Below are 22610 nucleotides of genomic sequence, written 5' to 3'. Positions count from 1 at the left end.
CAGCGAGGAACGAGCTCGCGGTCGTGGCTCTCCCGGTCGAGCGAGCGCCACGGCTGAGCCCGCGAAGCCGTGCCGGCGAGTCGAGACGACCACACTCGCAACACGCGGATCACTCAGACGACAGCGAGGAACCAGTTCGCGGTCGAGGCTCTCCCCGCCGAGCGCGCGCCACGGCTGAGCTTGCGGAGCCGTGCCGGCGAGTCGAGACGACCACACTCGCAACACGCGGATCACTCAGACGACAGCGAGGAACCAGTTCGCGGTCGAGGCTCGCCCCGTCGAGCGAGCGCCACGGCTGAGCTTGCGGAGCCGTGCCGGCGAGTCGAGACCCGGTGACGTGCCTACGCCTCAAGGAGCTCACCGGGTTTCGAGACGCTCGCAGAGCTCGCTCCTCAACCACCGGTGACAGAGCCGCTCGTCAACCACCGGTGACAGAGCTCGCTCCTGACCCACCGGGCGGACTAGCCCTTCTTCGCAGAGGCCTTCTTCGCGGTCTTCTTCGCGGTCTTCTTGGTCGTCTTCTTCGCCCCGCGCTTCGCGGTCTTCTTGGCCGGCCCCTTCGCCCGGCGTTCGGCGAGCAGCTCCGCGGCGCGCTCCAGGGTGATCGCCTCGACGGTGTCCTCCTTGCGGAGGGTGGCGTTGTACTCGCCGTCGGTGACGTAGTCGCCGAATCGGCCGGACTTCACCACGACCGGCGCGCCCGACACCGGGTCCGGTCCGAGCTCCTTCAACGGCGGCGCGGCCGCCGCGCGACCGCGCTGCTTTGGCTGGGCGTAGATCGCCAGCGCCTCCTCGAACGTGATCGTGAGCAGCTGCTCCTCCGACTGCAACGAGCGCGAGTCGGTGCCCTTCTTCAGGTACGGCCCGTAGCGGCCGTTCTGGGCGGTGATCTCGACACCGTCGGGATCAGTGCCGACCACGCGCGGCAGCGACAGCAGCTTCACGGCGTCGTCGAGGGAGACCGTCTCCAGCGACATCGACTTGAAGAGTGAGCCCGTGCGCGGCTTGGCGCCCTTGGGTGCGTCGTCGGGCAGGGCCTCGGTGACGTAGGGCCCGTACCGACCGTTCTTGGCCACGATCCGCAGCCCGGTGTCGGGGTGGACTCCGAGCTCCTTCTCCTCACCAGCCGGGTTGGCGAGCAGCTCCTTGGCCTTGGCAAGCGTCAGCTCGTCCGGTGGCAGGTCGTCGGGCACGTTTGCGCGAACCGCCGCTCCCGCCTCGCCGTCGCCCGGCCCCTCGAGGTAGGGCCCGTAGCGGCCGACTCGCAGCACGATCCCGCTGTCGGGACCCCCGACCGGGAACGTCGCGAGCTCCTTCGCGTCGATCTCCCCGAGCTCGTTGACGAGCTGGTGGAGCCCGACCACGCGGTCGGAGCCGAAGTAGAACTCCGCCAGCTCGCTGACCCGGTCGGCCCGGCCGGCAGCGATCTCGTCGAGGACGTCCTCCATCCCGGCGGTGAACTCGTAGCTGATCTGCCGGGTGAAGTGCTCCTCCAGCAGGCGTACGACGGAGAAGGCGATCCAGGCCGGCACGAGGGCCGTCCCCTTCTTGTACACGTAGCCGCGGTTGAGGATCGTCCCGATGATCGAGGCGTACGTCGAGGGCCGGCCGATCTCGCGGTCCTCGAGCTCCTTGATCAGGGTCGCCTCGGTGTACCGCGCGGGCGGCTTCGTCTCGTGCCCCTGCGGGGTCAGGGAGGCGGCGGCCACCGGGTCGCCGTCGTGGAGGTCGGGCAGCGGGGTCTCGGCGTCGTCCTGGCGACGGTCGTTGTCCGTGCCCTCGACGTACGCCTTGAGGAAACCGTGGAAGGTGATCACGCGACCGCTGGCGTTGAACACCACGTTGCGCCCGTCGTCGGCCACGCCACCGATGCGGATCGTCACCGTCTGACCCACCGCGTCCTTCATCTGCGACGCGACGGTGCGCATCCAGATCAGCTCGTAGAGCCGGAACTGGTCGCCGGTCAGCCCGGTCTCGGCCGGCGTACGGAAGCGGTCGCCCGAGGGACGGATCGCCTCGTGCGCCTCCTGGGCGTTCTTCACCTTGGAGGCGTAGGTGCGGGGCGCGTCGGGGAGGTACTCCGCGCCGTACAGCTCCCGCACCTGCGACCGCGCCGCGTCGACCGCTGCGCTGGACAGGGTCGTGGAGTCGGTGCGCATGTAGGTGATGTAGCCACCCTCGTAGAGCCGCTGTGCCACCGACATCGCGACGGAGGCGCTCATCCCGAGCTTGCGGCTCGCCTCCTGCTGCATCGTCGTGGTGCGGAACGGTGCGTAGGGCTGGCGGCGGTAGGGCTTGGACTCCACCGACCGCACGTCGTACGACGTCTCGCGGAGCGCCGCGACGAGGCGCTCGGCCGAGCTTCGGTCGAGGTGGACGCGGTCGGAGCGACGCTTCTCGGTGAGCTCACCGTCGTTGCCGAAGTCGGAGCCGCCGGCGACCCGCACCTCGTCGATGCTGTGCAGCTTCGCCGGGAACATCCGTGGCTCCTTGCCGGAGCCGGCGTCGAACGTGCCCTCGAGGTCCCAGTACGACGCGACCCGGAACGCCATCCGCTCCCGCTCGCGGTCGACGACCAGCCGGGTCGCCACGGACTGCACCCGCCCGGCCGAGAGCCCGGACATGACCTTCTTCCAGAGGACGGGGCTGACCTCGTAGCCGTAGAGGCGGTCGAGGATGCGGCGCGCCTCCTGGGCCTCGACCAGGTCGTCGTTGATCTGGCGCGGGTTCTCCACCGCGGCGAGGATCGCCGGCCGGGTGATCTCGTGGAACACCATCCGGTGCACCGGGATGTTCTTCGGCTTCAGCTCGTCGAGGAGGTGCCAGGCGATCGCCTCGCCCTCGCGGTCCTCGTCGGTGGCCAGGTAGAGCTCGTCGGCGTCCTTGAGCAGGCTCTTCAGCTTGGCGATGTGGCTCTTCTTGTCGCGGGGCACGACGTAGTACGGAGTGAACCCGTTGTCGATGTCCACGGCGAGCCGGCCCCACGGCTTGTCCTTGATGCTCGCCGGGGTGTCCGCCGCGGAGTTGGGCAGGTCGCGGATGTGCCCGACGGATGACTCGACCACGTAGTCGTCGCCCAGGTAGCCGCCGATCGTCCGCGCTTTCGCGGGCGACTCGACGATCACCAGCTTGTGTGCCACTGCTTCTCCTGACTGCGTCATCCCTGGTGAGCGGGCGCGCTCATCGTGCCTCGCCCGGGCTCACGGCGGATCACGGTAGCGCCTCGTACCCAGTCCGTTGTTCCCGATCCCCGCGGTTGCGCTGGTGGCGGTGGCCTGTGGAGAACCTCCGAGCACCTTCGCGGAGGTGTGCGACCGTCGTTCCCACACCACTTCTCGGGAGGTTCTCCTTGATGTCCGCCGACCAGCCGTCCCTGCTGCCGCCGTGGGTGGAGGACGACCCCTACGACATGCCCTACCAGGCCCGCGGACGAGGTCTGGAACGTCTCACACACCTGGTGCTGGTCGACGGTCGACTCGTCGACATGTGGAGCGAACCGGTCAGCGGGACGCGTTGGCAGGAGCACGCCGAGCGCTTCGACCGCGAGCGACGTCCGGCCGTCGTGTCCCCTCCTGCACCGCCGTTGCACGTGCAGGTCCTCTCCTGGCTCGATGCCGCGGTCGGCGGCCGCGACCAGCTGCTGGCCCTGCACGCCGGCCCGCTGGTCGATGAGGGCTTCGAGCCCGCCCCCGAGCTGAGACCCGACCACCGGGAGCGCCTGGCCACGACCGTCGACCTGCTCGACCGTGCCGCGGGCGAGCTGAGGGTGGCGGACTCACGACCCCTCCTGATGAACACGTTGCGCTCGGCCTGGGATGCCGACGCCGAGACCGTCCTGGAGATGGGGGACGCCGGCCGCGTCGCCGCCGGTGTCTGCTGGCTCGCGGCGAAGGCGAACGGGCTCCTCGGCCCCGGCGGCACCACGACGCAGACCAGCCTCCAGCACGTCCTCGGGTGCCGGACGCAGCTGGCGGTGCCAGGCCGGGAGATCAGGCTGCTCCTGGCCGGCTACCGTCCGGAGCCGGTCCGGCCGACCCCGACCCTGCCGGACCTCGTCCTGGTCGGCCGCGCCGATCTCCTGACGGCGGCGACCCGACGTCGCCTGGTGCGGGCCCGCGACCAGGCCCTCGCAGCACAGTCGGCCACCGACGACGAGCCCGACGTCAGAGCGGGCTGAGGTAGCCCTCGCGCACCAGACGACGGACCGGCGGCAGGTACGCCGTGGCGAGCTCGTCGCGGTCGCGTTCGAGCAGGACGGCCACGCCGTCCAGGATCTGGCCGACGGTCAGCTCCCCGTCACACGCGCCGGCCATCGCCGCCTCCACGGTGTCGACCTGGCGGGCCCGGCACAGGCCGCGGCGCTGGCGCAGCACGATCGTCTCGGGGTGCTCCGCACCCGGCTCACCGTGGGTCTCCTGGACGACGTCGACCCGGAGGACGAGCCGACTGGTCTCGTCGACGACCACCCGGCAGGCAGCTCCCCAGTCGGCGATCGCCGAGGCGACCGGCTGCTCCACGACGTACGGATGGTCGACGAGCTCGCGCGCAGTCCCACCCTGGTGGAGGCTGACCCAGCCGAACCCGATGCCCTCGATCCGGCGCTCCTCGAACCAGCGCAACCACGCGTCGTACGCCTCGAGGTAGCCCGGTCCGCCGTGCCGGCCGGCGTCCTTGAGCCACAGCTCGACGTATGCCGGTGGGTCGAGCACCTCGCGCTGGACCACGAGCGCGTCGCAGTCGTCCGGGAGCCAGCCGGCGAGGCGCTCGTCCCAGGGGTGGTGGTCGTGGACCGCCCAGTTGGCGACGAGATGGCACCAACCGCCCTCGGCGAGGTGGGCGGAGGCGCCGCGCACGATCGCCTCGACGACCTGGTCGCCGGGCATCCCGGAGTCGCGGTAGACGAGTCGGCGGCCCTCCGTGGCGGGCGAGATCACGAACGGCGGGTTGCTGGTGACGAGGTCGAAGGTCTCGTCGCGCACCTCATCCCAGAGCGAGCCCGCACGGACGTCGATCGCGATCTCGTTGAGCGCCGCGTTGAACGCCGTGATGGCGAGGGCGCGGGCGTTGACGTCGGTGGCGACCACGTCGGTGGCCTGGGTGGAGAGGTGGAGGGACTGGATGCCGCAGCCCGTGCCGAGGTCGAGCGCCCTCGCCACCTCGTGCCGGGTCGTGAGCTGGGCGAGCGAGGTCGAGGCGGGGGTGACGCCGAGGACGTGGTCGCTGTCGACCCGGATCGGTTGACCGTCCAGACCCGGGGTCAGGTCACTGACCACCCACCAGCCGCGCGCGTCGTCGGCGTACGGGCGGCAGTCGAGAGCGGCCCGGACCTGGTCGGTCGTGGCGAGCAGCATCCCCTGACGGCTCAGGGGCTCGACCAGGCCGGGAAGGGCGCGATCGGCGTCGGCGCGGTCGACGGGCGCCTGGAGGAGGAACATCCGGACCAGGGTCGCGAGCGGTGAACGGTCCGTCGTACGCCGGAGGGCCGGCGTCGTCTCGTGCCGCTGCAAGGCCGCGCGTGCGCTGTCACCGAGCAGGTCGTCGACCGCGTCGACGGTGTAGTCCGCCGACGTCAGCGCCGCCCGCAGCCGGGGGGCGAGGCCGGGATCGGGGACGGAGGTCACCTGCGGGGGACGCGGTAGTGGGGGTCCGGGGTCGGAGCGGAGGGCATGCGGCCATCGTGGCATCGCCGGCGAGATCCTCCGGACCGCACCCTCGGCGTACCCCGAGTGCTTCAATCAGCGCATGGCTCGTGCGCCCCGCCTCGTCGCCGCCGCGCTCCTGGTCGGAGGCCTCGTGACCTCGACCGCCGGGTCCGCGCTGGCGACACGCGGCCCCGCCCAGGGCGGTGGGACGGTCGACCCGAACGCGCACCCGGGTCGACTGAAGGCGCAGATCACGTTCCTCAAGCGGCCCGCGCACCCGTGGAACAGCCGGATCACCTGGGTCGCGAAGCGACAGCGGGCCGACGGCAGCTGGCGGGTGCTCGCGCGCGACTCGTGGCGCGCCGGCTCGGGGCTTCCGGGCCGCAGCACCACGAATCCGTGCGTGAAGGATCACGGGTGGCTGCCGAACGGCCGCTACGCGGTGCGCCAGTACGACGACTACGCCGGCAACCTGATCCACGGCCGGGTCTTCCGGCTCTCCGACAAGCGGTGCGCGAACGGGACGCTGCGCGAGCAGCTGTTCATCCACACCGAGGCCGGCCCCGGGAACTCCCAGTGCGCCGATCGGCCCGGCGACCAGATCTGCCGGTGGGAGTTCCCGCGGATCAACGACTACACCTCACACGGCTGCATCAAGATGGCGCCGTCCGACCTCCTGGCCCTGACCCGCGCCTACCACCGCTTCTTCTCGCCCGGCGTGCGCTACCCCACCGCGAAGGTCTCCCTGCTCGTGCGGCAACGCTGACCCGGCCGAAACGCACTGTGGAAAAGCGTCGACCCGGCAGAAAGTGCGCGCCGCGTCAGCGGCTCACAGCGCACGTTCTGCCGGGTCAGCGCCTTGTCGGCGCACGTTTCTGCCGGGTCAGCGCAAGGACGTCAGCCCTGCTGCTCGAACTGGCGGGTCGCCTCCTCCGGGGCCGGGGTGACCGGCTCGTCGGCCGGGCCGGGCGGCGGCGGGGACGCCGGCGTGCCGGGCTCGTCGCTGATCACCGTGGACCGCTGCTTGGAGACGTACACCGCGACGGCGATGCCGAGGGCGGCAGCCACCGCGATGATGATCCGCAATGCGTCGTTGGCGTTCGCGCCGTAGCTCAGCTTCACGATCGCCGAGACGATCAGCAGGGACACCAGGTTCATCACCTTGAGCAGCGGGTTGATCGCCGGGCCGGCGGTGTCCTTGAACGGGTCGCCGACAGTGTCACCGATGATCGTCGCGGCGTGCGACTCGGAGCCCTTGCCGCCGTGGTGTCCGTCCTCCACGAGCTTCTTGGCGTTGTCCCAGGCCCCGCCTGAGTTGGCCAGGAAGATCGCCATCAGGGTGCCGCTGGCGATCGCACCGACCAGGAACCCGGCGAGCGGGCCGATCCCGAGGCCGAAGCCCACCGCGATCGGGGCGAGGACGGCGAGCAGTCCGGGCGTGGCCAGCTCGCGGAGCGAGTCGCGGGTCACGATGTCGACCACGCGGCCGTACTCGGGACGCCCCGTGCCTTCCATGATCCCGGGGATGTCGCGGAACTGGCGGCGGACCTCGAACACGACGGCGCCCGCCGCCCGGCCGACGGCGTTGATCGCCAGACCGGAGAACAGGAACACCGCGGCCGCGCCGAGCACAACGCCGACGATCAGCTTGGCGTCGAACACCAGGAAGTGGCTGAGCACGTCGCCGGCGCCGTTGAGCCCGACGGCGTCGCTGTAGGCCTGGAAGGCCGACTGGGTGTACGACGCGAACAGCGCGCTCGCAGCGAGGACGGCCGTCGCGATCGCGATGCCCTTGGTGATCGCCTTGGTCGTGTTGCCGACCGCGTCCAGCTCGGTGAGGATCTGGGCGCCCTCGCCGTGCACGTCGCCGGACATCTCGGCGATGCCCTGCGCGTTGTCGGAGACGGGTCCGAAGGTGTCCATCGCCACGATCACACCAACGGTGGTCAGCAGGCCGGTGCCGGCGAGCGACACCGCGAAGAGCGCCACGTCCCCACCGATCAGTGCGGCCCCGAAGACCGCGGCGGCGATCACGATCGCGGTGTAGACCGCGGACTCCAGACCCACCGAGATGCCGGAGAGGATCACGGTGGCCGGACCGGTGAGGGAGGTCTTGCCGACGTCCTTGACCGGTCGGTAGTCGGTGCCGGTGAAGTAGCCCGTCAGCGCCAGGATGCAGGCGGCGAGCACGATGCCGATCACGACGGCCACGGCCGCCACCACAGCGGGACTGGCGCTCGCGGAGTCGCCCGAGGCGTTGGCGAGGTCGGCCCACGAGCCCGGGAGGTAGACGAACGCCAGGATCACGCACGCCACAGCACTGATCGCGGCGGAGATGTAGAAGGCGCGGTTGATGGTGACCAGGCCGTTCTCACCGGCACGCGGCTTGCACAGGTAGGTGCCGACGACGGCGGTCAGCGCGCCGATCGCCGGGATCAGCAGCGGGAAGACCAGGCCCTTGTCGCCGAGCGCCTGCGAGCCGAGGATCAGCGCGGCGACCAGGGTCACGGCGTACGACTCGAAGAGGTCGGCGGCCATGCCGGCGCAGTCGCCGACGTTGTCGCCGACGTTGTCGGCGATGGTCGCGGCGTTGCGCGGGTCGTCCTCGGGAATGTTCTGCTCCACCTTGCCGACCAGGTCGGCTCCGACGTCGGCGGCCTTGGTGAAGATGCCGCCGCCGACACGCATGAACATCGCGAGCAGCGCGGCACCGAAGCCGAAGCCCTCGAGGACGTGCGGCGCCTTGTCGCGGAACAGGAGGACAACGACGCTCGCGCCGAGGAGCCCGAGCCCGACCGTCAGCATTCCGACCGTGGCGCCGGTGCGGAAGCCGATGTTCATGGCCGATTCGCGGCCCTCCTTGTTGGCCGCCGCCGCGACGCGCAGGTTGGCGCGCACGGCCAGGCCCATGCCGAGGTAGCCCACGGCGGCCGAGAAACCGGCACCGAACAGGAAGAAGATCGACCGTCCGATCCGCACCCCCCAGTCGTCGGCGGGCAGCAGCATCAGGGCGAAGAACGCGACCGCGGCGAAGATCGCCAGCGTGCGGAACTGCCGCTGGAGGTAGGCGTTCGCCCCCTCCTGCACCGCATGCGCGATGTTCTTCATGTTGTCGGTGCCTTCGCCGGCGGCCAGGACCTCTTGGCGGAACATGTACGCCATCGCGAGCGCGCCGAGCGCGATCAGGAGGACGATGATGACCAGCACGAGGTTGCCCCCGGAGAGGTGCACCACGTCGGGAATGATCCCGGTCATGGATTTCCTCCTGGGAATGCGTTCACTCGAACGGCGCGGATTGTGCCATGCGCCCGGGGGATCATGTCATCTGACGGCCGGGTGAGTCACACCGGGCCGGGCCGCGCCGTCGGCGTACGGCGAGGAGACGAGTCAGCTCGTCGCGAGAGCGGCCTCGGCGGTGTCGTGGATGACGAACACCTTGGCCAGGCCGGTGATCCGGAAGATCTTGAGCAGACGGTCCTGGTTGCACACCAGCTGGAGCGAGCCGTCGTGGGCCCGGACCTTCTTCAAGCCGCCCACGAGGACCCCGAGACCGGTGGAGTCGAGGAACTCGACCTCCGACATGTCGATCACCAGGTCGTAGGTGCCGGCGGCGACGAGCTCGGTGATCTCCTCGCGCAGGCGAGGCGCGGTGTAGACGTCGATCTCACCGGCGACCGAGACGACGGTGCGGCCCTCGGCCTCGCGCGTCGTGATGGTCAGGTCCACGTGCACACTCCATAGCTCCCGGACGGGTGGCGGGAGCCGACGGCCCCGATCCCTTCGGCTCTATCAAACCACGCTCCGCGCGATCCGGGAGAAAATGCCTCACACGCCCGGCCCGACCGTCGGTGGGCTTTGCCAGACTGGGCTGGTGAGGGAGCAGTGAGAGCTGTCGCGGAGGACCCGGGCCACCGCGTCGGACGCGCCGACCTGGAGCAGCTGGGACGACGCCTGGCCGCTGCACCCGGTCGAGAGGACTCGCTGCGTCACCTGCGAGTCCTGCCACGACGCGAGGCACGCACGGCCGGGTGGCCCGCGTGGGCGCACCCGGACGTCGTCGCTGCCTACCGCCGGTGTGGGATACCGGACCTCTGGCGACACCAGGCCGTGGCCGCCGAGGCGGCGCACGCGGGTCGGCACGTCGTGATCTCGACCGGGACCGCTTCCGGCAAGTCGCTGGCCTACCAGCTGCCCGCCCTGACCGCGATCCTGGAACGCCGTGGCACCCGGGGCGAGCGCGGGGCGTCGACGTTGTACATCAGCCCGACCAAGGCGCTGGCCCAGGACCAGCTCTCGGCGATCGCCGGGCTCGGTCTCGACGTCCGGGTGACGACCCACGACGGCGACTCGTCGTACGAGGAACGCGACTGGACCCGCGAGCACGGGGAGTACGTCCTCACCAACCCCGACATGCTGCACCGCTCGCTGCTACCGCGCCACGAGCGCTGGTCCGGTCTCTTCCGGTCGCTGGACCTCGTGGTTGTCGACGAGTGCCACCACTACCGAGGGGTGTTCGGCACCCACGTCGCCCAGGTGCTCCGGCGGCTGCGGCGGGTGTGCGCCTTCCACGGCTCCGACCCGACCTTCGTGCTCGCCTCGGCCACCGTCGGCAACCCGGCCGAGCATGCCTCCCGGCTGACCGGGCTCGACGTCATGGCGGTGAGCCAGGACGACGCCCCGCGCGGCGAGGTGGCGCTGGTGCTCTGGGAGCCGCGGCTCACGTCGTACGCCGGCGAGAACGGCGCACCGGTCCGCCGCGCCGCCTCCTCCGAGTCGGCGGACCTGCTGGCCGACCTGGTCAGCGAGGGCGTACGCACGCTGGCGTTCGTCCGCTCGCGGCGCGGCGCGGAGCAGGTGGCGACCACCGCCGCGGAGCTGCTCACCGAGGTGGACCCTGAGCTGCCGGGCCGGGTCGCGAGCTACCGCGGCGGCTACCTTCCCGAGGAGCGGCGCGAGATCGAGCAGGCACTGCGTGACGGCCGCCTGCTCGGGCTCGCCGCCACCAACGCGCTGGAGCTCGGCATCGACGTGTCCGGGCTCGACGCGGTGCTCGTCGCGGGGTTCCCCGGCACCCGGGCCGCCTGGTGGCAGCAGGTGGGGCGCGCCGGTCGCAACGCCGGCGACGCCCTGGCCGTGCTGATCGCTCGGGACGACCCGCTCGACACCTATCTGGTCCACCACCCGGAGGCCCTGCTCGACCAGGCGGTCGAGCAGACGGTGTTCGACCCCGGCAACCCGTACGTCGTCGGGCCCCACCTGTGCGCGGCCGCCCAGGAGGTCCCGCTGCGCGAGCACGAGCTTGAGTCGTTCGGGCCGCAGGCGCGCGAGCTCGTCGACGAGCTGACCACCTCCGGACGTCTTCGCCGTCGTCCGCACGGGTGGTACTGGACCCATCCCGAACCGGCCAGCGCCCTGACCGACATCAGGTCCGGCAGCGGCCGGCCGTTCTCGCTGGTCGAGAGCACGACCGGTCGGCTGGTCGGCACCGTCGACGGCAGCAGTGCGCACGCCACCGCCCATCGGGGCGCGGTCTACGTCCACCGCGGTGAGACCTGGCTGGTCGAGTCGCTCGACCTCGACGACCGGGTGGCGATGATCGTCGGTGCCGACGTGAACTACTCCACCACCGCGCGGGAGCTCACCGACATCAGCGTCGCCCGCGAGCTCGACCACAGGTCCTGGGGCAGCGCCAGGCTGTCCTTCGGACTGGTCGAGGTCACGCATCGCGTCGTGTCGTACCTCCGTCGGCGCCAGCCCTCGGGCGACGTCATCGACGAGGTGCCCCTCGACCTGCCGGAGCAGAACCTCACCACGCAGGCCGTCTGGTGGACCCTGAGCGACGACCAGCTCGCCGAGACCGGGCTGCTGTCGGCCGACCTGCCCGGAGCCGCGCATGCCGCCGAGCACTGCTCGATCGGGTTGCTGCCGCTGTTCGCGACCTGCGACCGCTGGGACATCGGCGGCGTCTCGACGGCCCACCATGCCGACACCGGCCTCCTCACCGTGTTCGTCTACGACGGCCACCCGGGCGGCGCAGGCATCAGCGCCCGCGGCTACGAGGCTGCACGCGACTGGCTCGTGGCCACCCGCGACACGATCTCGTCCTGCGAGTGCCGCGACGGCTGCCCGTCCTGCGTCCAGTCGCCCAAGTGCGGCAACCAGAACCACCCCCTGGACAAGGCGGGCGCCGTCGTCCTGCTCGACGCCCTGCTCGCCGGGCCGCCCGCTGGGTGACGTGGAGCTGAAGCTGTCACCGCACCCGCGCAGCGCCGTTGAGCTCCGTGGTCGCGGGGGTTCTGTCGGATCACCCGCTCAGGCGGTGGTCCGCAGCTCCGAGAGGATCGCAACCCGCACAAGGCTGACGACACGCTCGCGGAGCTGTGTCGGAGAGTCATCGTGGGGGCGCCGAGGCTGAGCCGGCGGAGGCGGTGGGCCTCACGGGGCGGGTCCGGCGCGGGACCGGGCCGCGAGGTCGGCGGTCTGACCGAGCCAGCGCGGCCCGCTGACCCGCACCACCACGTCGACCACCCGCCCGGTGACCGCGCAGGCCGCGAGGCGAGCCTCGTTGGCCCGGGCGACCTCCGCCGCCTGGGCGCAGCCGTTCCGACCCTCGGCGAGCCCTCGCGCCCCGGCCAGGGCCGCGAGGTCGGCCGCGGACTGCGCGGCACGGTGTGCCGCGACCATCGCGGTGACGACGGCGAGGGCCGCGGCGAGCAGCACGAGCACCCCACACATGGCGAGGACCAGGAGGGTGGCCGAGCCCCGCTCGTCGCGCACGGGACTCACGGCTCCGCCCCTGCCATCGCTCCGGCCTCGGCGGCGGCCACGGCCTCGGCGTGGACGTGGACAGCGGGTAGGAACCCGAGCAGGCCGCCGGGCGGCGTGACGACGTCGCTCGCGGTCGCCACGACCCGGCCCGCACCGGTGGACAGGGTGACGACTGCTCCCGGCGCGACCTGCTCGCCGCGGGAGACGGCCGCCGGCGTGCCGTCGCCCCGAGCGCCGGCGCGCGCCGTCTCGCGGGCGGCGTCGATCATCCGCACCTGGGCCGACCCGATGGTGAGCAGCCAGACCAGACCGATCGTGAGCGACACCAGCAGCGGGATGCCCAGCGCCAGCTCGGCCGTGGCCGCGCCGCGCTGGTCACGGCTCATCCGATGCCCAGCAGGGACAGGACGTGGTCGAACAGCGTGTGCAGCAGCTGCTCGCCGAACCCTCCGGTCAGCAGCTTGAACAGCAGTCCGGCGAGCCCCGCACCCGCGGCCGTGCCGACGGCGTACTCCGCGGTGGTGATCCCGCGCTGGTCGTGGCGGTGGTTCATGACACTCCTTCTCGATGGTTCCCGGTTGTTCCTCGGCTGTGCTTCGGCCGGTCCGCTGATGCGGGCCGACACCGCACTGTGGTCCGGACTCCGGGAGCGCGCCGGCGCGGACCCCGGGGTTGTGGATCGGGCGGGCGGGTGGGACGACGGTGGACGGTTGGCGGTCCGTCTCACAGGGCGAGCGAGCGCAGGAGACCGACCACCAGGGGGACCACGCCGAGCAGCAGGAACGACGGCAGCAGGCACAGCCCCAGCGGCACGGCGGCCTTCACCCCCACGGCGCGGGCCTGCTCCTCGACGCGCAGCCGGGCGCGACGCTCGAGCTCCTGCGCGAGCCGCGCCATCTCATCGGTCACAGAGGCGCCGGAGCGGTGCGCGCGCACCATCGCCCGGGCGAGCGGCGCGAGCTCCGGCTCGTCGAGGACCGGTCGCCAGGCCGCCTCGGGTGGTACGCCGAGGGCGAGCCGGGCCGGGACCCCGGCGAGCATCTGCGCGGCCGGACCAGGTAGGGACCCACACACGAGGCGCAGTGCCTCGGCGACGTCGCACCCCGACGCGAGAGCCGTCACCAGCAGGTGCACCAGCCCGGGCAGCTCCCGCGCGGCGGCCTCACGCCGGCGGCGGACGCCGGCAGGCTCCGACCGGCCGATCCACAGCCAGGTCGCTGTCGCGGCGAACGCGCCGACCGGGACACCCCACCGCCCGGAGACGAACGTCGTGCCACCGACGCCGGCGAGGCCGGCCCAGAGCCATCGCCAGCGGTGCAACCAGCCCGGGTCCTGAGCGGCGGGCCTCGGCGGCACGGCTCGCGGCTGCGTCGGCCAGCGGGCCCGGGACGGGACCGCGACCGCGACGGACAGCCCGGCGAGCGCCGCGGCGAGCAGGACCTCGGGCCACAACCTCATGGTTCGGCCTCACGGGCGATCAGCTCGATCCACCACAGGCCGGCGAGTCCGACGGAGAGTCCCGAGGCCAGGCAGAGCCAACCCCACGGCGTGCGGAGCAGGAACGACCACGGGTCGGCCCCGGCTCCACTGCCCATCATCAGCGCGAGGATCGGAAGCCCGGCCACCAGTCGGGCCGTGGCGCGGGCCGATGCCAGCTCGCCGGCCACCGTCCGCCGCGTGGCCTGCTCGCGGCGTACGGCGTCGGCGACCCGTCGCGTGGCGGAACCGAGACCACCCCCGGTCCGCTGGGACACCGCCCAGGCTGCCGCCAGCAGTCTCAGGTCACCGGCGCCCGGAGTGCAGGCCACGTCGTGGAATGCCGCCGGCACGTCGCCACCGAGGCGACAGGCCTCGGCGACCGGCCGGATCGCGGACCACGCGTCGGCGGCCTCGTCGAGCGCGGCCTCGGCCGGCCGCCCGGCGGACAGCTCGGAGGCGATCAGGTCACACACCTCGGCCATCCGCCGGGATCCGACCTCGGCCGCCCGCACCGCGGTCCGGCTCCGCCAGATCAGCCGGCCGCCCCAGACCCCGGCCGCCAGGACCAGGCAGGGAACGAGCAACCCGGGCACGGGGGCGAGCAGAGCGAGGAGGAGGGCCACCGCCGGGAACCAGGCCCGCCGGCCCTCGCGTCCGGCAACACCCCCGCTCGTCTCCGGGAGCACCAGCCACCCGGCCGAGCCCGCTGCCACGGCGGCGACCACGGCGGCCTCGCTCATGGCGCCAGCCGGCACGCGAGTGCGGCCTCTCCCGGTCCGGTCACCGCACGCCCTCCTCCCGGGAAGGACACGGCGGTGCGCATGTCGGCCAGGCCGTCCGGTCGCCGGGTCGGCACCGCGACCTCGCGCAGCACCCGGTCACCGTCGACGTCGCGGCCGAGGTGGATGACCAGGTCGACGCCCGCCAGGAACTGGCTGTGCGTCGCCTCCCGGCCGAGCCCGGCCGCCAGCGCGAGCGCCTCGACCCGGGCCGGCACGTCGCGGGCGGAGTTGGCGTGGATGGTGCCGCACCCGCCCTCGTGTCCGGTGTTCAGGGCGGCCAGCAGCTCGACCACCTCGGCGCCGCGAACCTCCCCCACCACGAGCCGGTCGGGCCGCATGCGCAGCGCCTGCCGGACCAGCGTGCGGAGCGGGACCTCCCCGGAGCCCTCGATGTTCGGCGGTCGGGCCTCGAGCCCGACCACATGAGGGTGCTCGGGGCGCAGCTCGCTGGCGTCCTCCACCACCACCAGACGCTGCGAGTGGGGCACCAGGGAGAGCAGGGTGTTGAGCAATGTGGTCTTGCCCGACCCGGTCCCGCCGCTGACCAGGAAGGCCAGCCGGCGTTCGACGACCAGGCGGAGCAGCCGGGCGCCGTGCTCGGTCAACGTGCCCGCCGCGAGCAGGTCGTCGACCGACAGCACCCGCTGGTGCGGCACTCGTAAGGACAGGACCGTGCCGGGACGCGCGAGCGGCGCCAGCACCGCGTGGAACCGGGTGCCGTCACGCAGGCGGACGTCGACATGGGGTGTCGCGTCATCGAGTCGCCGCCCGCCGGACGCGGCCAGTCGCTGCGCGAGGCGCCGGACGGCCTCGTCGCTCGCGAAGGTGACGTCGGCGCGTTCGAGCCCGTGACCACGGTCGAGGTAGACCGCGTCCGGACCGTTGACGAGCACGTCGGTGACGTCGGGGCTGCGCAGCAGAGGCTCGAGCGGGCCCGCACCGACGACGTCGCGACGGAGAGCCTCGTGGACGGCGAGGACCGTCGCGTCTCCGACGGGGCGGCCGGACGCGCGCAGGGCGACGGCGACGCGGTGCGGGGTGATCTCGCCGGGATCGCGTGCCAGCCGCTCGCGCACCTCCTCGACGAGGTGGGCCTCGGCGCCCATCAGGCAGCACGAACCGGACGCGCCGTGCGATCGTCGAGTGCGGCCAGGACCCGGAGAGCCGAGCGCCCGAGCGGGCCACGTCGCGAGCGCACCGGACCCAGCCCGAGGTCGATCGCCTCCGCCAGCCCGCGCTGGTCGCCCATCCGCTCGAGGACCGGCGCCCCCACCACCCGGCCGAGCGCCTCGTCGTCCAGCCCCGAGCCACGGACGACGAGGCGCAGCGCGCCCGGGTCGGCGAACCGGCCGCAGGTCCGCATCGCCGCAGCCACCCCGGCCACGGTGGTCACGACCGTCACCAGGACCTGGTCGCACCGCGCGGCGATCTCCTCGACCAGCGGGTCAGGTGCGCGTGGCAGGTCCAGCACGACCGTGTCGTGCCCGCGTCGCGCCGCGGACAGCGCCTCGCGTGCCGCGAACGCCTGCAGCCGCCGCGGCTGGGACCCGGGGAACCAGGTGAGCGCGGCCACGCCGTCGCGTCGCGGCAGGGAGTCGCGCAGCGCCCGGGCGCTCAGCCGACCGGTGGTGTGGCCGAGCGCGTCCCACCGCACGCCGTCGACCAGGTCGAGGCCGAGCACCCGGTCGACGCCGGGTCCCAGCGGATCGGCGTCGATGACGACCGCCGGTCCGGAGCGGGCGGCCATCTGGCCGAGCGCGCACGCGAACGTCGTGGCGCCGGAGCCCCCGCTGCCCCCGACCACCCCGATCGTCAGGCCTCGGGCGGGTCCGGAGTCCACCACGTCCGTCAGCCGCTCGACGAGCCATCCCTCCGATCTGGGCAGCTCCGCGACGCTCTCGGCGCCCAGCGCCAGCGCCACCTGGAAGACCCGGTCGGGCACCGGAGCGGTGAGCACGACGAAGACCGCGTCGCGTCTGGTCGGCCCGGCGCGCGCCAGCGCCACGGCCAGGTCCTCCCCGACCAGCACCAACGGTGCGCGACTCCAGGCGCGCAACGCCGCCGGCACATCGTCCGCGACCTCGGGGGTGGTCCCGGCAGCGGCTGCCAGGCGCAGCAGCTCGTCGAGCAGGGCCTGGTCGGCGGTCACGAACAGCGGAGCGGTCATGCGGCACAGGCTGCCGCGCGGCGAGGACGCCGGGACGAGGTCCGGCCGGGACCTGTGGACGAGACGTGCAGGGACGGGCGCTGTGGACGATTCGAGGGTTCCGCCCGCACCGGACGGCGTCGACCAGACCTCGTAGGTGCCGGGACGCGCCGACCCTGGGTGCCGCTGATCCCCGGCCGCCGGCACCGCTCGACACCTACCATGTGGTTCATGGCCGGCAGCCGCGGATCCGCCGTTCCGGGCCGGGTCCAGCACCGGTCCGCGGCGTTCTTCGACCTCGACAAGACGATCATCGCCAAGTCGAGCTCGCTGGCGTTCAACAAGCCCTTCCAGGCCGGCGGCCTGATCACCCGCGGCGCGATGTTGCGCTCGGCGTACGCCCAGTTCGTCTACCTCGTCGGCGGCGCCGACCACGACCAGATGGAGAAGATCCGGGCGTTCATGTCGCAGCTGGTCGAGGGCTGGGACGTCGAGACGGTCAAGGAGATCGTCGCCGAGACGCTGCACCACGTCGTCGACCCGATCGTGTACGACGAGGCCGTCTCGCTGATGGAGGAGCACCACGCGGTCGGCCGCGACGTCGTGATCGTCTCGACGAGCGGCACCGAGGTCGTGGGGCCGATCGGCGAGATGCTGGGCGCCGACGACGTGATCGCAAGCCGGCTCGCGATCGCCGACGGCAGGTACACCGGTGGGATCGACTACTACGCCTACGCAGAGGAGAAGGCGCGGGCGATCGAGGAGCTGTCCGCGCAGCGCGGCTACGAGCTGGAGGACTGTTTCGCCTACAGCGACTCGATCACCGACGCCCCGATGCTCGAGCTCGTCGGCCACCCCCACGCGGTGAACCCGGACAAGGACCTCCGCCGGCTCGCGGCCTCGAAAGGCTGGCCGATCCTGCAGTTCAGTCGCCCGGTCACGCTGCGCAGCCGCATCCCGGTGAAGCCGACCCTGGCCGCGCTCACGGTCGGCACGGCGCTGACCGTCGGCGGCGCGATCTGGCTCAACCGTCGCCGCAAGCTGGGCGCCTGACGCGTCGGGATCCGTGCTGATCACACGCTCGACGTTCGGACCCGGCGACACGCGCACCCAAAGGGGTAGCCCAAAGTCAAGGGTTGTCGGCACCGGTCGAGCGGCGTAGACAGGAGTCAGGAACAACTCCAGACCAGCACGCGGACCGGGTACCCACGCGGCGATCCACCCTTCCTACAGGGCGCACGTCATCGGGATCCTCCCGGGGCTGCCAGTCAGGTAGATGCACGCTTGGTAGCCGGGTCCGCGTGTCAGCGGCGGCACCCGACCCCTCGGGTGCCGCTGTCTTGTGTGCAGCAGACCGCGAGGAACGAGGGGTCTGCGTGGGCACACAAGAGGTTGAGGAGCGTCGGCTCAGGCCGAGCCTGCGAGGCGCGAGCGACGCGTCTCGAAACCCATGTGGGCGCGCGGAGCACTGATTCTTGATCTTGCCAAACACGACGACGGTCCGGCCTCATCGATCGCGCAGCGGACTTGCTTCCGCGCCCGCGGCGTACGCCTCGGTGCAGTAGACCAGCCAGGCCCGGATGCCCGCGCGGCCGCCGTGGGCGAAGCCCCGCAGGTTCGACTCGTACGCCCGGCGCAGCGCGAGGTGGCCGGCCTCCGGCACGACCAGCGACTTCGCGTCGAGTCCGCTGCTGACGAGGACCAGCCGCTCGGCGGCGCGGGCGACCAGCCCGTCGGCCGACCCGAACGGTGCCGTGGTCAGGAGCTCGGCGTGCACCAGGGCGGCGGTGACCAGCGCCGGTCGGCCGCTGTCGAGCAGCCCCGCCACCTCCCGCAGCCGGAACGCCGAGTCCGCGTCGCGCGGCCGGCCGACCTCGTCGTCGGGCACGGAGCCCGCGGCGGCCAGGGCGTGGACCCGGGCGAGAGCCTGCAACGGCGTGCGCGCGAAGACCGGGACCAGGCCGAGCAGCTCGACCGACACCCGCAGGGCCGCCTGTGCGAGGGCATCCGCCTTTCCGGCCCGCACCTCGTCGATCGTGGACGACGACCCGGCGAGCACGGCGCTCGCGTGCGCGCCGCGGAGCAAGGACTCCGCGGTCAGCTCCGGCGAGGTCCGACGGAGGCCCCGGTCACGCAACATGGTGTCGATGCCGTCCCGGGTCGCGGCGAAGCCGGACCCCACTCCCTCGAGCCCTTCGACACCCTCCAGACGCTCCACGCCCGGCACAGTAACCAGGCGGACTCACCCGGGTAGCCTCGGTCCTGATGAGCGACGAGCAACCACCCCCCGTCCCGCCCGAGGAGGCGGCCGAGCCGCAGCCCGACTGGGCGCACTCGTTCGGCGGCGTGGCCGAGGCCTACGAGCGGGGGCGCCCGACGTACCCCGTCGAGGCCGTCCGCTGGATGCTCGGCGACCGGCCCCTGACCGTCCTCGAGCTCGGCGCCGGCACCGGCAAGCTGACCCGCGTCCTGGCCGAGCTCGGCCACGACGTGCACGCCACCGACCCCGACGCGGCGATGCTGCAGATCCTCGAGCGCGAGGTGCCCGGCGTCGCGACCGCGCAGGCGGGCGCCGAGGACATCCCGCTCGGCGACGGGTCCGTCGACGCCGTCATCGCCGCGCAGGCCTTCCACTGGTTCGACCTGCCCCGCGCCCTGCCCGAGGTTGCCCGCGTGCTCCGGCCCGGCGGGAAGATCTGCCTGCTGTGGAACCTCCGCAACGAGAAGATCCCCTGGGTACGCCGCCTGGGCACGCTGATCGGCACCCAGGAGCAGGAGACGGATCCTGCGCAGGCACTGATCTTCAGCGAGCTGTTCGGCTTCGTCGAGGATCGCGAGTTCGCCCACTGGCAGGCGATCGACCGGCAGAGCATCCAGGACCTCGTGCTCTCCCGCTCGAACGTCGCCGTCCTCGACGCCGAGGGCCGTGCGGCCAAGATGGCCGAGGTCCTCGCGTTCTACGACGAGTACGGCCGCGGCATGGACGGGATGCAGCTGCCCTACGTCACCCGGTGCTACCGCGCCGACGTCCTGGACAGGCCGCCGGTGGCCGCCGACGACGATGACGGCGACACGAGCCGGAGTGACGGCGATCCGCCCACCGACGGGCCGGACGACGACATGCTCCTGATCGACTTCCGCTGACCAGGAGGACGACCCATGAAGATCGCCGACGGACTGCACCGGCTGGGCTCGGATCCCAAGGGCACCGTGAACAGCTACCTCGTCGTGGACGAGGGCGAGGTGACGGTGATCGATGCCGGGCTCCCGGCGTACCGCCGCCTGCTCGTCGACGAGCTGAGGAGCCTCGGGCTGACCCTCGACGCGGTGCGGGCGCTCGTCCTCACGCACGGCGACACCGACCACATCGGCTTCGCCACGTGGCTGCACCGGGAGAAGGGAGTCGCGGCCCGCGTCCACCGCGACGACGTCGACAGGGCACGCAAGCAGGTGACGAAACCCAACTCGGGCTGGGGACCGGTGAAGATGGGAGCCCTCGCCGGGTTCCTGTGGTTCTCGGCCCGGAACGGCGGGCTGCGCATCCCCGCGGTCGACGAGGTGACGCCGTTCGCCGACGGCGAGGTGCTCGACGTACCCGGCAACCCTCGGATCATCCACCTGCCCGGCCACACGCCGGGAAGCGTCGCAGTGCTGGTTCCGGGAGTGGACGCGCTCTTCCTCGGCGACGCCATGACGACGCGGAACGTGCTCACCGGGGCCGAGGGTCCCGAGCCGGCGCCGTTCACGCTCGACCCCGCACAGGCACGCGAGTCCCTGGACCGGATCGCCGACGTGCACGCGACCTGGGTGCTGCCGGGGCACGGGCCGGCATGGAACGGCGGAGTTCCCGAGGCCGTGCGCCTGATCCGCGAGGCTGACCGGGGCTGAGCGGGGCCGACCCGGGCTGACCTGGCCTCTCGCGCAGGGTCCCGCCACTACTCTGTGCCCATGCGTCGGTGGCGCCTGCTCCGTCCCGGGCACCTCGGCACGGAGGCCGACCGGGCGACCTTCCGCACGCTGCACACCGCGACCCAGATGACCAGCGAGCTCCGCACCGGGCTCACCCAGGCGTCCGCCGAGCGTTGCTCCCGGCACCTCGCCCGGCTGCTGGGTTCGCGGGCGGTCGCGGTCACCGACACGACGAGCATCCTGGCCTGGCACGGACGCGGCCAGGCGCACTCATCTCTGGTGGGGCCGCTCGCCGAGCGGTGCGTGGCCGACGGCACCACCGCGGTCCGCGACCACCGCGACTTCGCCTGCGGCGAGCCCGGCTGCACGCTGCGTCAGGCGATCGTCTCGCCGCTCACCGTCGAGGACACCGTGGTCGGGACGCTGATGGCGTTCACCCCGACGGTGTCGGCCGGGCTCGTCCGGGCCACCGACGAGCTCGCCCGGTGGGTGTCCGGGCAGCTCGAGCTGGCCGAGCTCGAGGTCGCCAGAACGTCGCGGATGGAGGCCGAGGTGCGGGCGCTGCGGGCCCAGATCTCGCCGCACTTCGTCTACAACGCGCTGACCACGATCGCGTCGTTCGTGCGCACCGATCCCGACCGGGCCCGCGGGCTGATCATGGAGTTCGCCGACTTCACCCGGCACTCGTTCCAGCGCGCCGGCAGCTACACGACGCTCGAGGACGAGCTCCGCTCCATCGAGCGCTACCTGTCCCTCGAGCAGGCCCGCTTCGGCGACCGGCTGTCGGTGATGCTCCGGATCGCCCCCGAGGTGCTGGGCGTCAGCATCCCCGTGCTGTCCTTGCAGCCGCTGGTCGAGAACGGCGTGCGGCACGGGCTCGCCGCCAAGGACGCGCCCGGCACGATCACGATCCTGGCCGAGGACAACGACTACGAAGCAGTGATCACGGTCGAGGACGACGGGGTCGGCGAGGACCCTGACCGGGTACGCCGGGCTCTGGCCGGGGACGAGTCGATGGACTCCATCGGCCTCGGCAACGTCGACGAGCGCCTCCGGTCGGCCTACGGCGACGAGTACGGCCTCGTGGTCGAGACCGCCCCCGGAGCAGGCACCAAGGTCACGGTCCGGGTCCCCAAGTTCGCCGCCGGGGTCCGGGCGTGAACGCCGAGGCACTACGGGTGCTCGCGGTCGACGACGAGCCACCCGCACTCGACGAGCTGGCGTTCCTGCTCGGTCGTGACGAACGGGTCGGTGAGGTCCAGACCTGCGGGTCGGCCACCGAGGCGCTGCGGCTGCTGCAGGGCGAGGCGTACGACGTGGTGCTGCTCGACATCGCGATGCCCGGATTGAGCGGGCTCGACCTGGCGCAGGTTCTGCGGCAGTTCCGGCAGCCGCCGGCGGTCGTGTTCGTAACGGCGCACGCGCACCATGCCGTGGAGGCCTTCGACCTGCGCGCCGTCGACTACCTCCTCAAGCCGGTGCACGAGGAGCGGCTGCGCGAGGCGATCGGCCGGGTGCGCGACGAGGGCGTCGTGGGCGATCCGGACGAGCAGGTGCCGGTCGAGCTCGGCGGCGTCACCCGGTTCGTACGTCGCTCCGACGTCCGCTACGCCTCGGCGCAGGGCGACTACGTCCGCCTGCACACCCCCACCGGCAACCCGCTGGTCCGGATGCCGTTGTCCGCCCTCGAGCAACGCTGGTCAGACGCCGGGTTCGTCCGGATCCATCGCAGCATCCTGGTCTCGCTGGCCCACGTCGAGGAGGTCCGGCTCTCGGGCGCCCGCCCCGTGGTGGTCGTCGGAGGCACCGAGCTCCCGGTCAGCAGGCGGCACGTGCCCGACGTACGCGGGGTGCTGCGGCGGACCCGCGACGGCGAGGTCTGAG

20 protein-coding genes are annotated in these 22610 nt (G+C 72.4%); 8 read left to right on the top strand and 12 right to left on the bottom strand.

Going from position 1 to position 22610, the window contains the following annotated elements:
• Positions 1-461 precede the first annotated feature (461 nt).
• Positions 462-3161, bottom strand: a complete 2700-nt coding sequence (topA, locus tag VGK78_RS02305) for a type I DNA topoisomerase (protein WP_414690618.1) — start codon at positions 3159-3161, stop codon at positions 462-464.
• 191 nt (positions 3162-3352) lie between these two features.
• On the opposite strand from topA, the gene VGK78_RS02300 reads away from it, so the two are divergent.
• Entirely contained in the window at positions 3353-4177 is an 825-nt protein-coding gene (locus VGK78_RS02300; RefSeq protein WP_331525668.1) for a hypothetical protein, read from the top strand.
• On the opposite strand, the gene VGK78_RS02295 is transcribed toward VGK78_RS02300, so the two are convergent.
• Positions 4164-5621: a DUF7059 domain-containing protein gene (locus tag VGK78_RS02295; RefSeq protein WP_331525666.1), complete on the bottom strand. Its 1458-nt coding sequence runs from the start codon at positions 5619-5621 to the stop codon at positions 4164-4166. The two genes, VGK78_RS02300 and VGK78_RS02295, sit on opposite strands and share 14 nt — an antisense overlap.
• A 121-nt stretch (positions 5622-5742) precedes the next feature.
• Between VGK78_RS02295 and VGK78_RS02290 the strand changes: the two genes are divergently transcribed.
• On the top strand, positions 5743-6408 hold the full coding sequence (locus tag VGK78_RS02290) for a hypothetical protein (RefSeq protein WP_331525665.1): 666 nt from the start codon (positions 5743-5745) through the stop codon (positions 6406-6408).
• Positions 6409-6539: 131 nt separating this feature from the next.
• Here VGK78_RS02290 and VGK78_RS02285 read toward each other — a convergent pair whose 3' ends face one another.
• Together VGK78_RS02285 and VGK78_RS02280 are read right to left on the bottom strand one after the other, a co-directional pair.
• Positions 6540-8897, bottom strand: coding sequence for a sodium-translocating pyrophosphatase (locus VGK78_RS02285; protein WP_331525664.1), 2358 nt, complete (start codon positions 8895-8897; stop codon positions 6540-6542).
• A 132-nt stretch (positions 8898-9029) separates the two neighbouring features.
• Positions 9030-9368, bottom strand: coding sequence for an STAS domain-containing protein (locus VGK78_RS02280; protein ID WP_331525663.1), 339 nt, complete (start codon positions 9366-9368; stop codon positions 9030-9032).
• Between the two features lie 156 nt (positions 9369-9524).
• Between VGK78_RS02280 and VGK78_RS02275 the strand changes: the two genes are divergently transcribed.
• Entirely contained in the window at positions 9525-11876 is a 2352-nt protein-coding gene (locus tag VGK78_RS02275) for a DEAD/DEAH box helicase (RefSeq protein ID WP_331525662.1), read from the top strand.
• 201 nt (positions 11877-12077) lie between these two features.
• Here VGK78_RS02275 and VGK78_RS02270 read toward each other — a convergent pair whose 3' ends face one another.
• The 7 genes from VGK78_RS02270 to ssd all read right to left on the bottom strand — a co-directional run bounded on the left by VGK78_RS02270 (position 12078) and on the right by ssd (position 16838).
• Positions 12078-12428: an Rv3654c family TadE-like protein gene (locus VGK78_RS02270; protein WP_331525661.1), complete on the bottom strand. Its 351-nt coding sequence runs from the start codon at positions 12426-12428 to the stop codon at positions 12078-12080.
• Positions 12425-12796 carry a TadE family protein gene (locus VGK78_RS02265; protein ID WP_331525660.1) on the bottom strand — a complete coding sequence of 124 codons (372 nt, stop codon included), beginning with the start codon at positions 12794-12796 and terminating at the stop codon, positions 12425-12427. Before VGK78_RS02265 ends, VGK78_RS02270 begins: the two co-directional genes overlap by 4 nt.
• Positions 12793-12963, bottom strand: a complete 171-nt coding sequence (locus tag VGK78_RS02260; protein ID WP_331525659.1) for a DUF4244 domain-containing protein — start codon at positions 12961-12963, stop codon at positions 12793-12795. The genes VGK78_RS02265 and VGK78_RS02260 overlap by 4 nt, the downstream gene beginning before the upstream one ends.
• 170 nt (positions 12964-13133) lie before the next feature.
• Positions 13134-13868 carry a type II secretion system F family protein gene (locus VGK78_RS02255; protein WP_331525657.1) on the bottom strand — a complete coding sequence of 245 codons (735 nt, stop codon included), beginning with the start codon at positions 13866-13868 and terminating at the stop codon, positions 13134-13136.
• Positions 13865-14629 (bottom strand): type II secretion system F family protein, encoded by a 765-nt coding sequence (locus tag VGK78_RS02250; protein ID WP_331525655.1) that lies wholly within the window; start codon positions 14627-14629, stop codon positions 13865-13867. The genes VGK78_RS02255 and VGK78_RS02250 overlap by 4 nt, the downstream gene beginning before the upstream one ends.
• Positions 14626-15777, bottom strand: a complete 1152-nt coding sequence (locus VGK78_RS02245) for a TadA family conjugal transfer-associated ATPase (protein ID WP_331525654.1) — start codon at positions 15775-15777, stop codon at positions 14626-14628. The genes VGK78_RS02250 and VGK78_RS02245 overlap by 4 nt, the downstream gene beginning before the upstream one ends.
• Positions 15777-16838 carry a septum site-determining protein Ssd gene (ssd, locus tag VGK78_RS02240; RefSeq protein ID WP_331525653.1) on the bottom strand — a complete coding sequence of 354 codons (1062 nt, stop codon included), beginning with the start codon at positions 16836-16838 and terminating at the stop codon, positions 15777-15779. Before ssd ends, VGK78_RS02245 begins: the two co-directional genes overlap by 1 nt.
• A gap of 210 nt (positions 16839-17048) precedes the next feature.
• Between ssd and VGK78_RS02235 the strand changes: the two genes are divergently transcribed.
• The gene (locus VGK78_RS02235) at positions 17049-17870 is read left to right on the top strand and encodes an HAD-IB family hydrolase (protein WP_331525652.1); all 822 of its coding nucleotides are present in this window, start codon (positions 17049-17051) and stop codon (positions 17868-17870) included.
• 454 nt (positions 17871-18324) lie between these two features.
• Here VGK78_RS02235 and VGK78_RS02230 read toward each other — a convergent pair whose 3' ends face one another.
• On the bottom strand, positions 18325-19035 hold the full coding sequence (locus VGK78_RS02230; protein ID WP_331525651.1) for an oxidoreductase: 711 nt from the start codon (positions 19033-19035) through the stop codon (positions 18325-18327).
• 47 nt (positions 19036-19082) lie between these two features.
• Here VGK78_RS02230 and VGK78_RS02225 point away from each other — a divergent pair, with 47 nt between their 5' ends.
• Genes VGK78_RS02225 through VGK78_RS02210 form a run of 4 tightly spaced genes read left to right on the top strand, consistent with a single transcriptional unit; the run spans position 19083 to position 22609 of the window.
• Positions 19083-19961: a class I SAM-dependent methyltransferase gene (locus tag VGK78_RS02225; protein WP_331525650.1), complete on the top strand. Its 879-nt coding sequence runs from the start codon at positions 19083-19085 to the stop codon at positions 19959-19961.
• Positions 19962-19976: 15 nt separating this feature from the next.
• Positions 19977-20705, top strand: a complete 729-nt coding sequence (locus VGK78_RS02220) for an MBL fold metallo-hydrolase (protein ID WP_331525649.1) — start codon at positions 19977-19979, stop codon at positions 20703-20705.
• A 60-nt stretch (positions 20706-20765) separates the two neighbouring features.
• Entirely contained in the window at positions 20766-21887 is a 1122-nt protein-coding gene (locus tag VGK78_RS02215) for a sensor histidine kinase (protein ID WP_331525648.1), read from the top strand.
• Positions 21884-22609 carry a LytTR family DNA-binding domain-containing protein gene (locus tag VGK78_RS02210; RefSeq protein ID WP_331525647.1) on the top strand — a complete coding sequence of 242 codons (726 nt, stop codon included), beginning with the start codon at positions 21884-21886 and terminating at the stop codon, positions 22607-22609. The genes VGK78_RS02215 and VGK78_RS02210 overlap by 4 nt, the downstream gene beginning before the upstream one ends.
• Position 22610 lies beyond the last annotated feature (1 nt).

The sequence above is a fragment of the Nocardioides sp. genome (genome assembly GCF_036503465.1).
Lineage (GTDB): Bacteria > Actinomycetota > Actinomycetes > Propionibacteriales > Nocardioidaceae > Nocardioides.
The sequence above is the reverse complement of the archived record's forward strand: the minus strand, read 5'-3'. Positions and strand labels throughout refer to the sequence as shown.

Bases quoted from the DNA above. Each gene is read 5' to 3' on its own strand.
- VGK78_RS02215 (WP_331525648.1), top strand. From the start codon at position 20,766: ATGCGTCGGTGGCGCCTGCTCCGTCCCGGGCACCTCGGCACGGAGGCC.
- topA (WP_414690618.1), bottom strand. From the start codon at position 3,161: ATGACGCAGTCAGGAGAAGCAGTGGCACACAAGCTGGTGATCGTCGAG.
- VGK78_RS02300 (WP_331525668.1), top strand. From the start codon at position 3,353: ATGTCCGCCGACCAGCCGTCCCTGCTGCCGCCGTGGGTGGAGGACGAC.
- VGK78_RS02255 (WP_331525657.1), bottom strand. From the start codon at position 13,868: ATGAGGTTGTGGCCCGAGGTCCTGCTCGCCGCGGCGCTCGCCGGGCTG.
- VGK78_RS02225 (WP_331525650.1), top strand. From the start codon at position 19,083: ATGAGCGACGAGCAACCACCCCCCGTCCCGCCCGAGGAGGCGGCCGAG.
- VGK78_RS02265 (WP_331525660.1), bottom strand. From the start codon at position 12,796: ATGAGCCGTGACCAGCGCGGCGCGGCCACGGCCGAGCTGGCGCTGGGC.
- VGK78_RS02245 (WP_331525654.1), bottom strand. From the start codon at position 15,777: ATGGGCGCCGAGGCCCACCTCGTCGAGGAGGTGCGCGAGCGGCTGGCA.
- ssd (WP_331525653.1), bottom strand. From the start codon at position 16,838: ATGACCGCTCCGCTGTTCGTGACCGCCGACCAGGCCCTGCTCGACGAG.
- VGK78_RS02260 (WP_331525659.1), bottom strand. From the start codon at position 12,963: ATGAACCACCGCCACGACCAGCGCGGGATCACCACCGCGGAGTACGCC.
- VGK78_RS02250 (WP_331525655.1), bottom strand. From the start codon at position 14,629: ATGAGCGAGGCCGCCGTGGTCGCCGCCGTGGCAGCGGGCTCGGCCGGG.
- VGK78_RS02235 (WP_331525652.1), top strand. From the start codon at position 17,049: ATGGCCGGCAGCCGCGGATCCGCCGTTCCGGGCCGGGTCCAGCACCGG.
- VGK78_RS02285 (WP_331525664.1), bottom strand. From the start codon at position 8,897: ATGACCGGGATCATTCCCGACGTGGTGCACCTCTCCGGGGGCAACCTC.
- VGK78_RS02220 (WP_331525649.1), top strand. From the start codon at position 19,977: ATGAAGATCGCCGACGGACTGCACCGGCTGGGCTCGGATCCCAAGGGC.
- VGK78_RS02290 (WP_331525665.1), top strand. From the start codon at position 5,743: ATGGCTCGTGCGCCCCGCCTCGTCGCCGCCGCGCTCCTGGTCGGAGGC.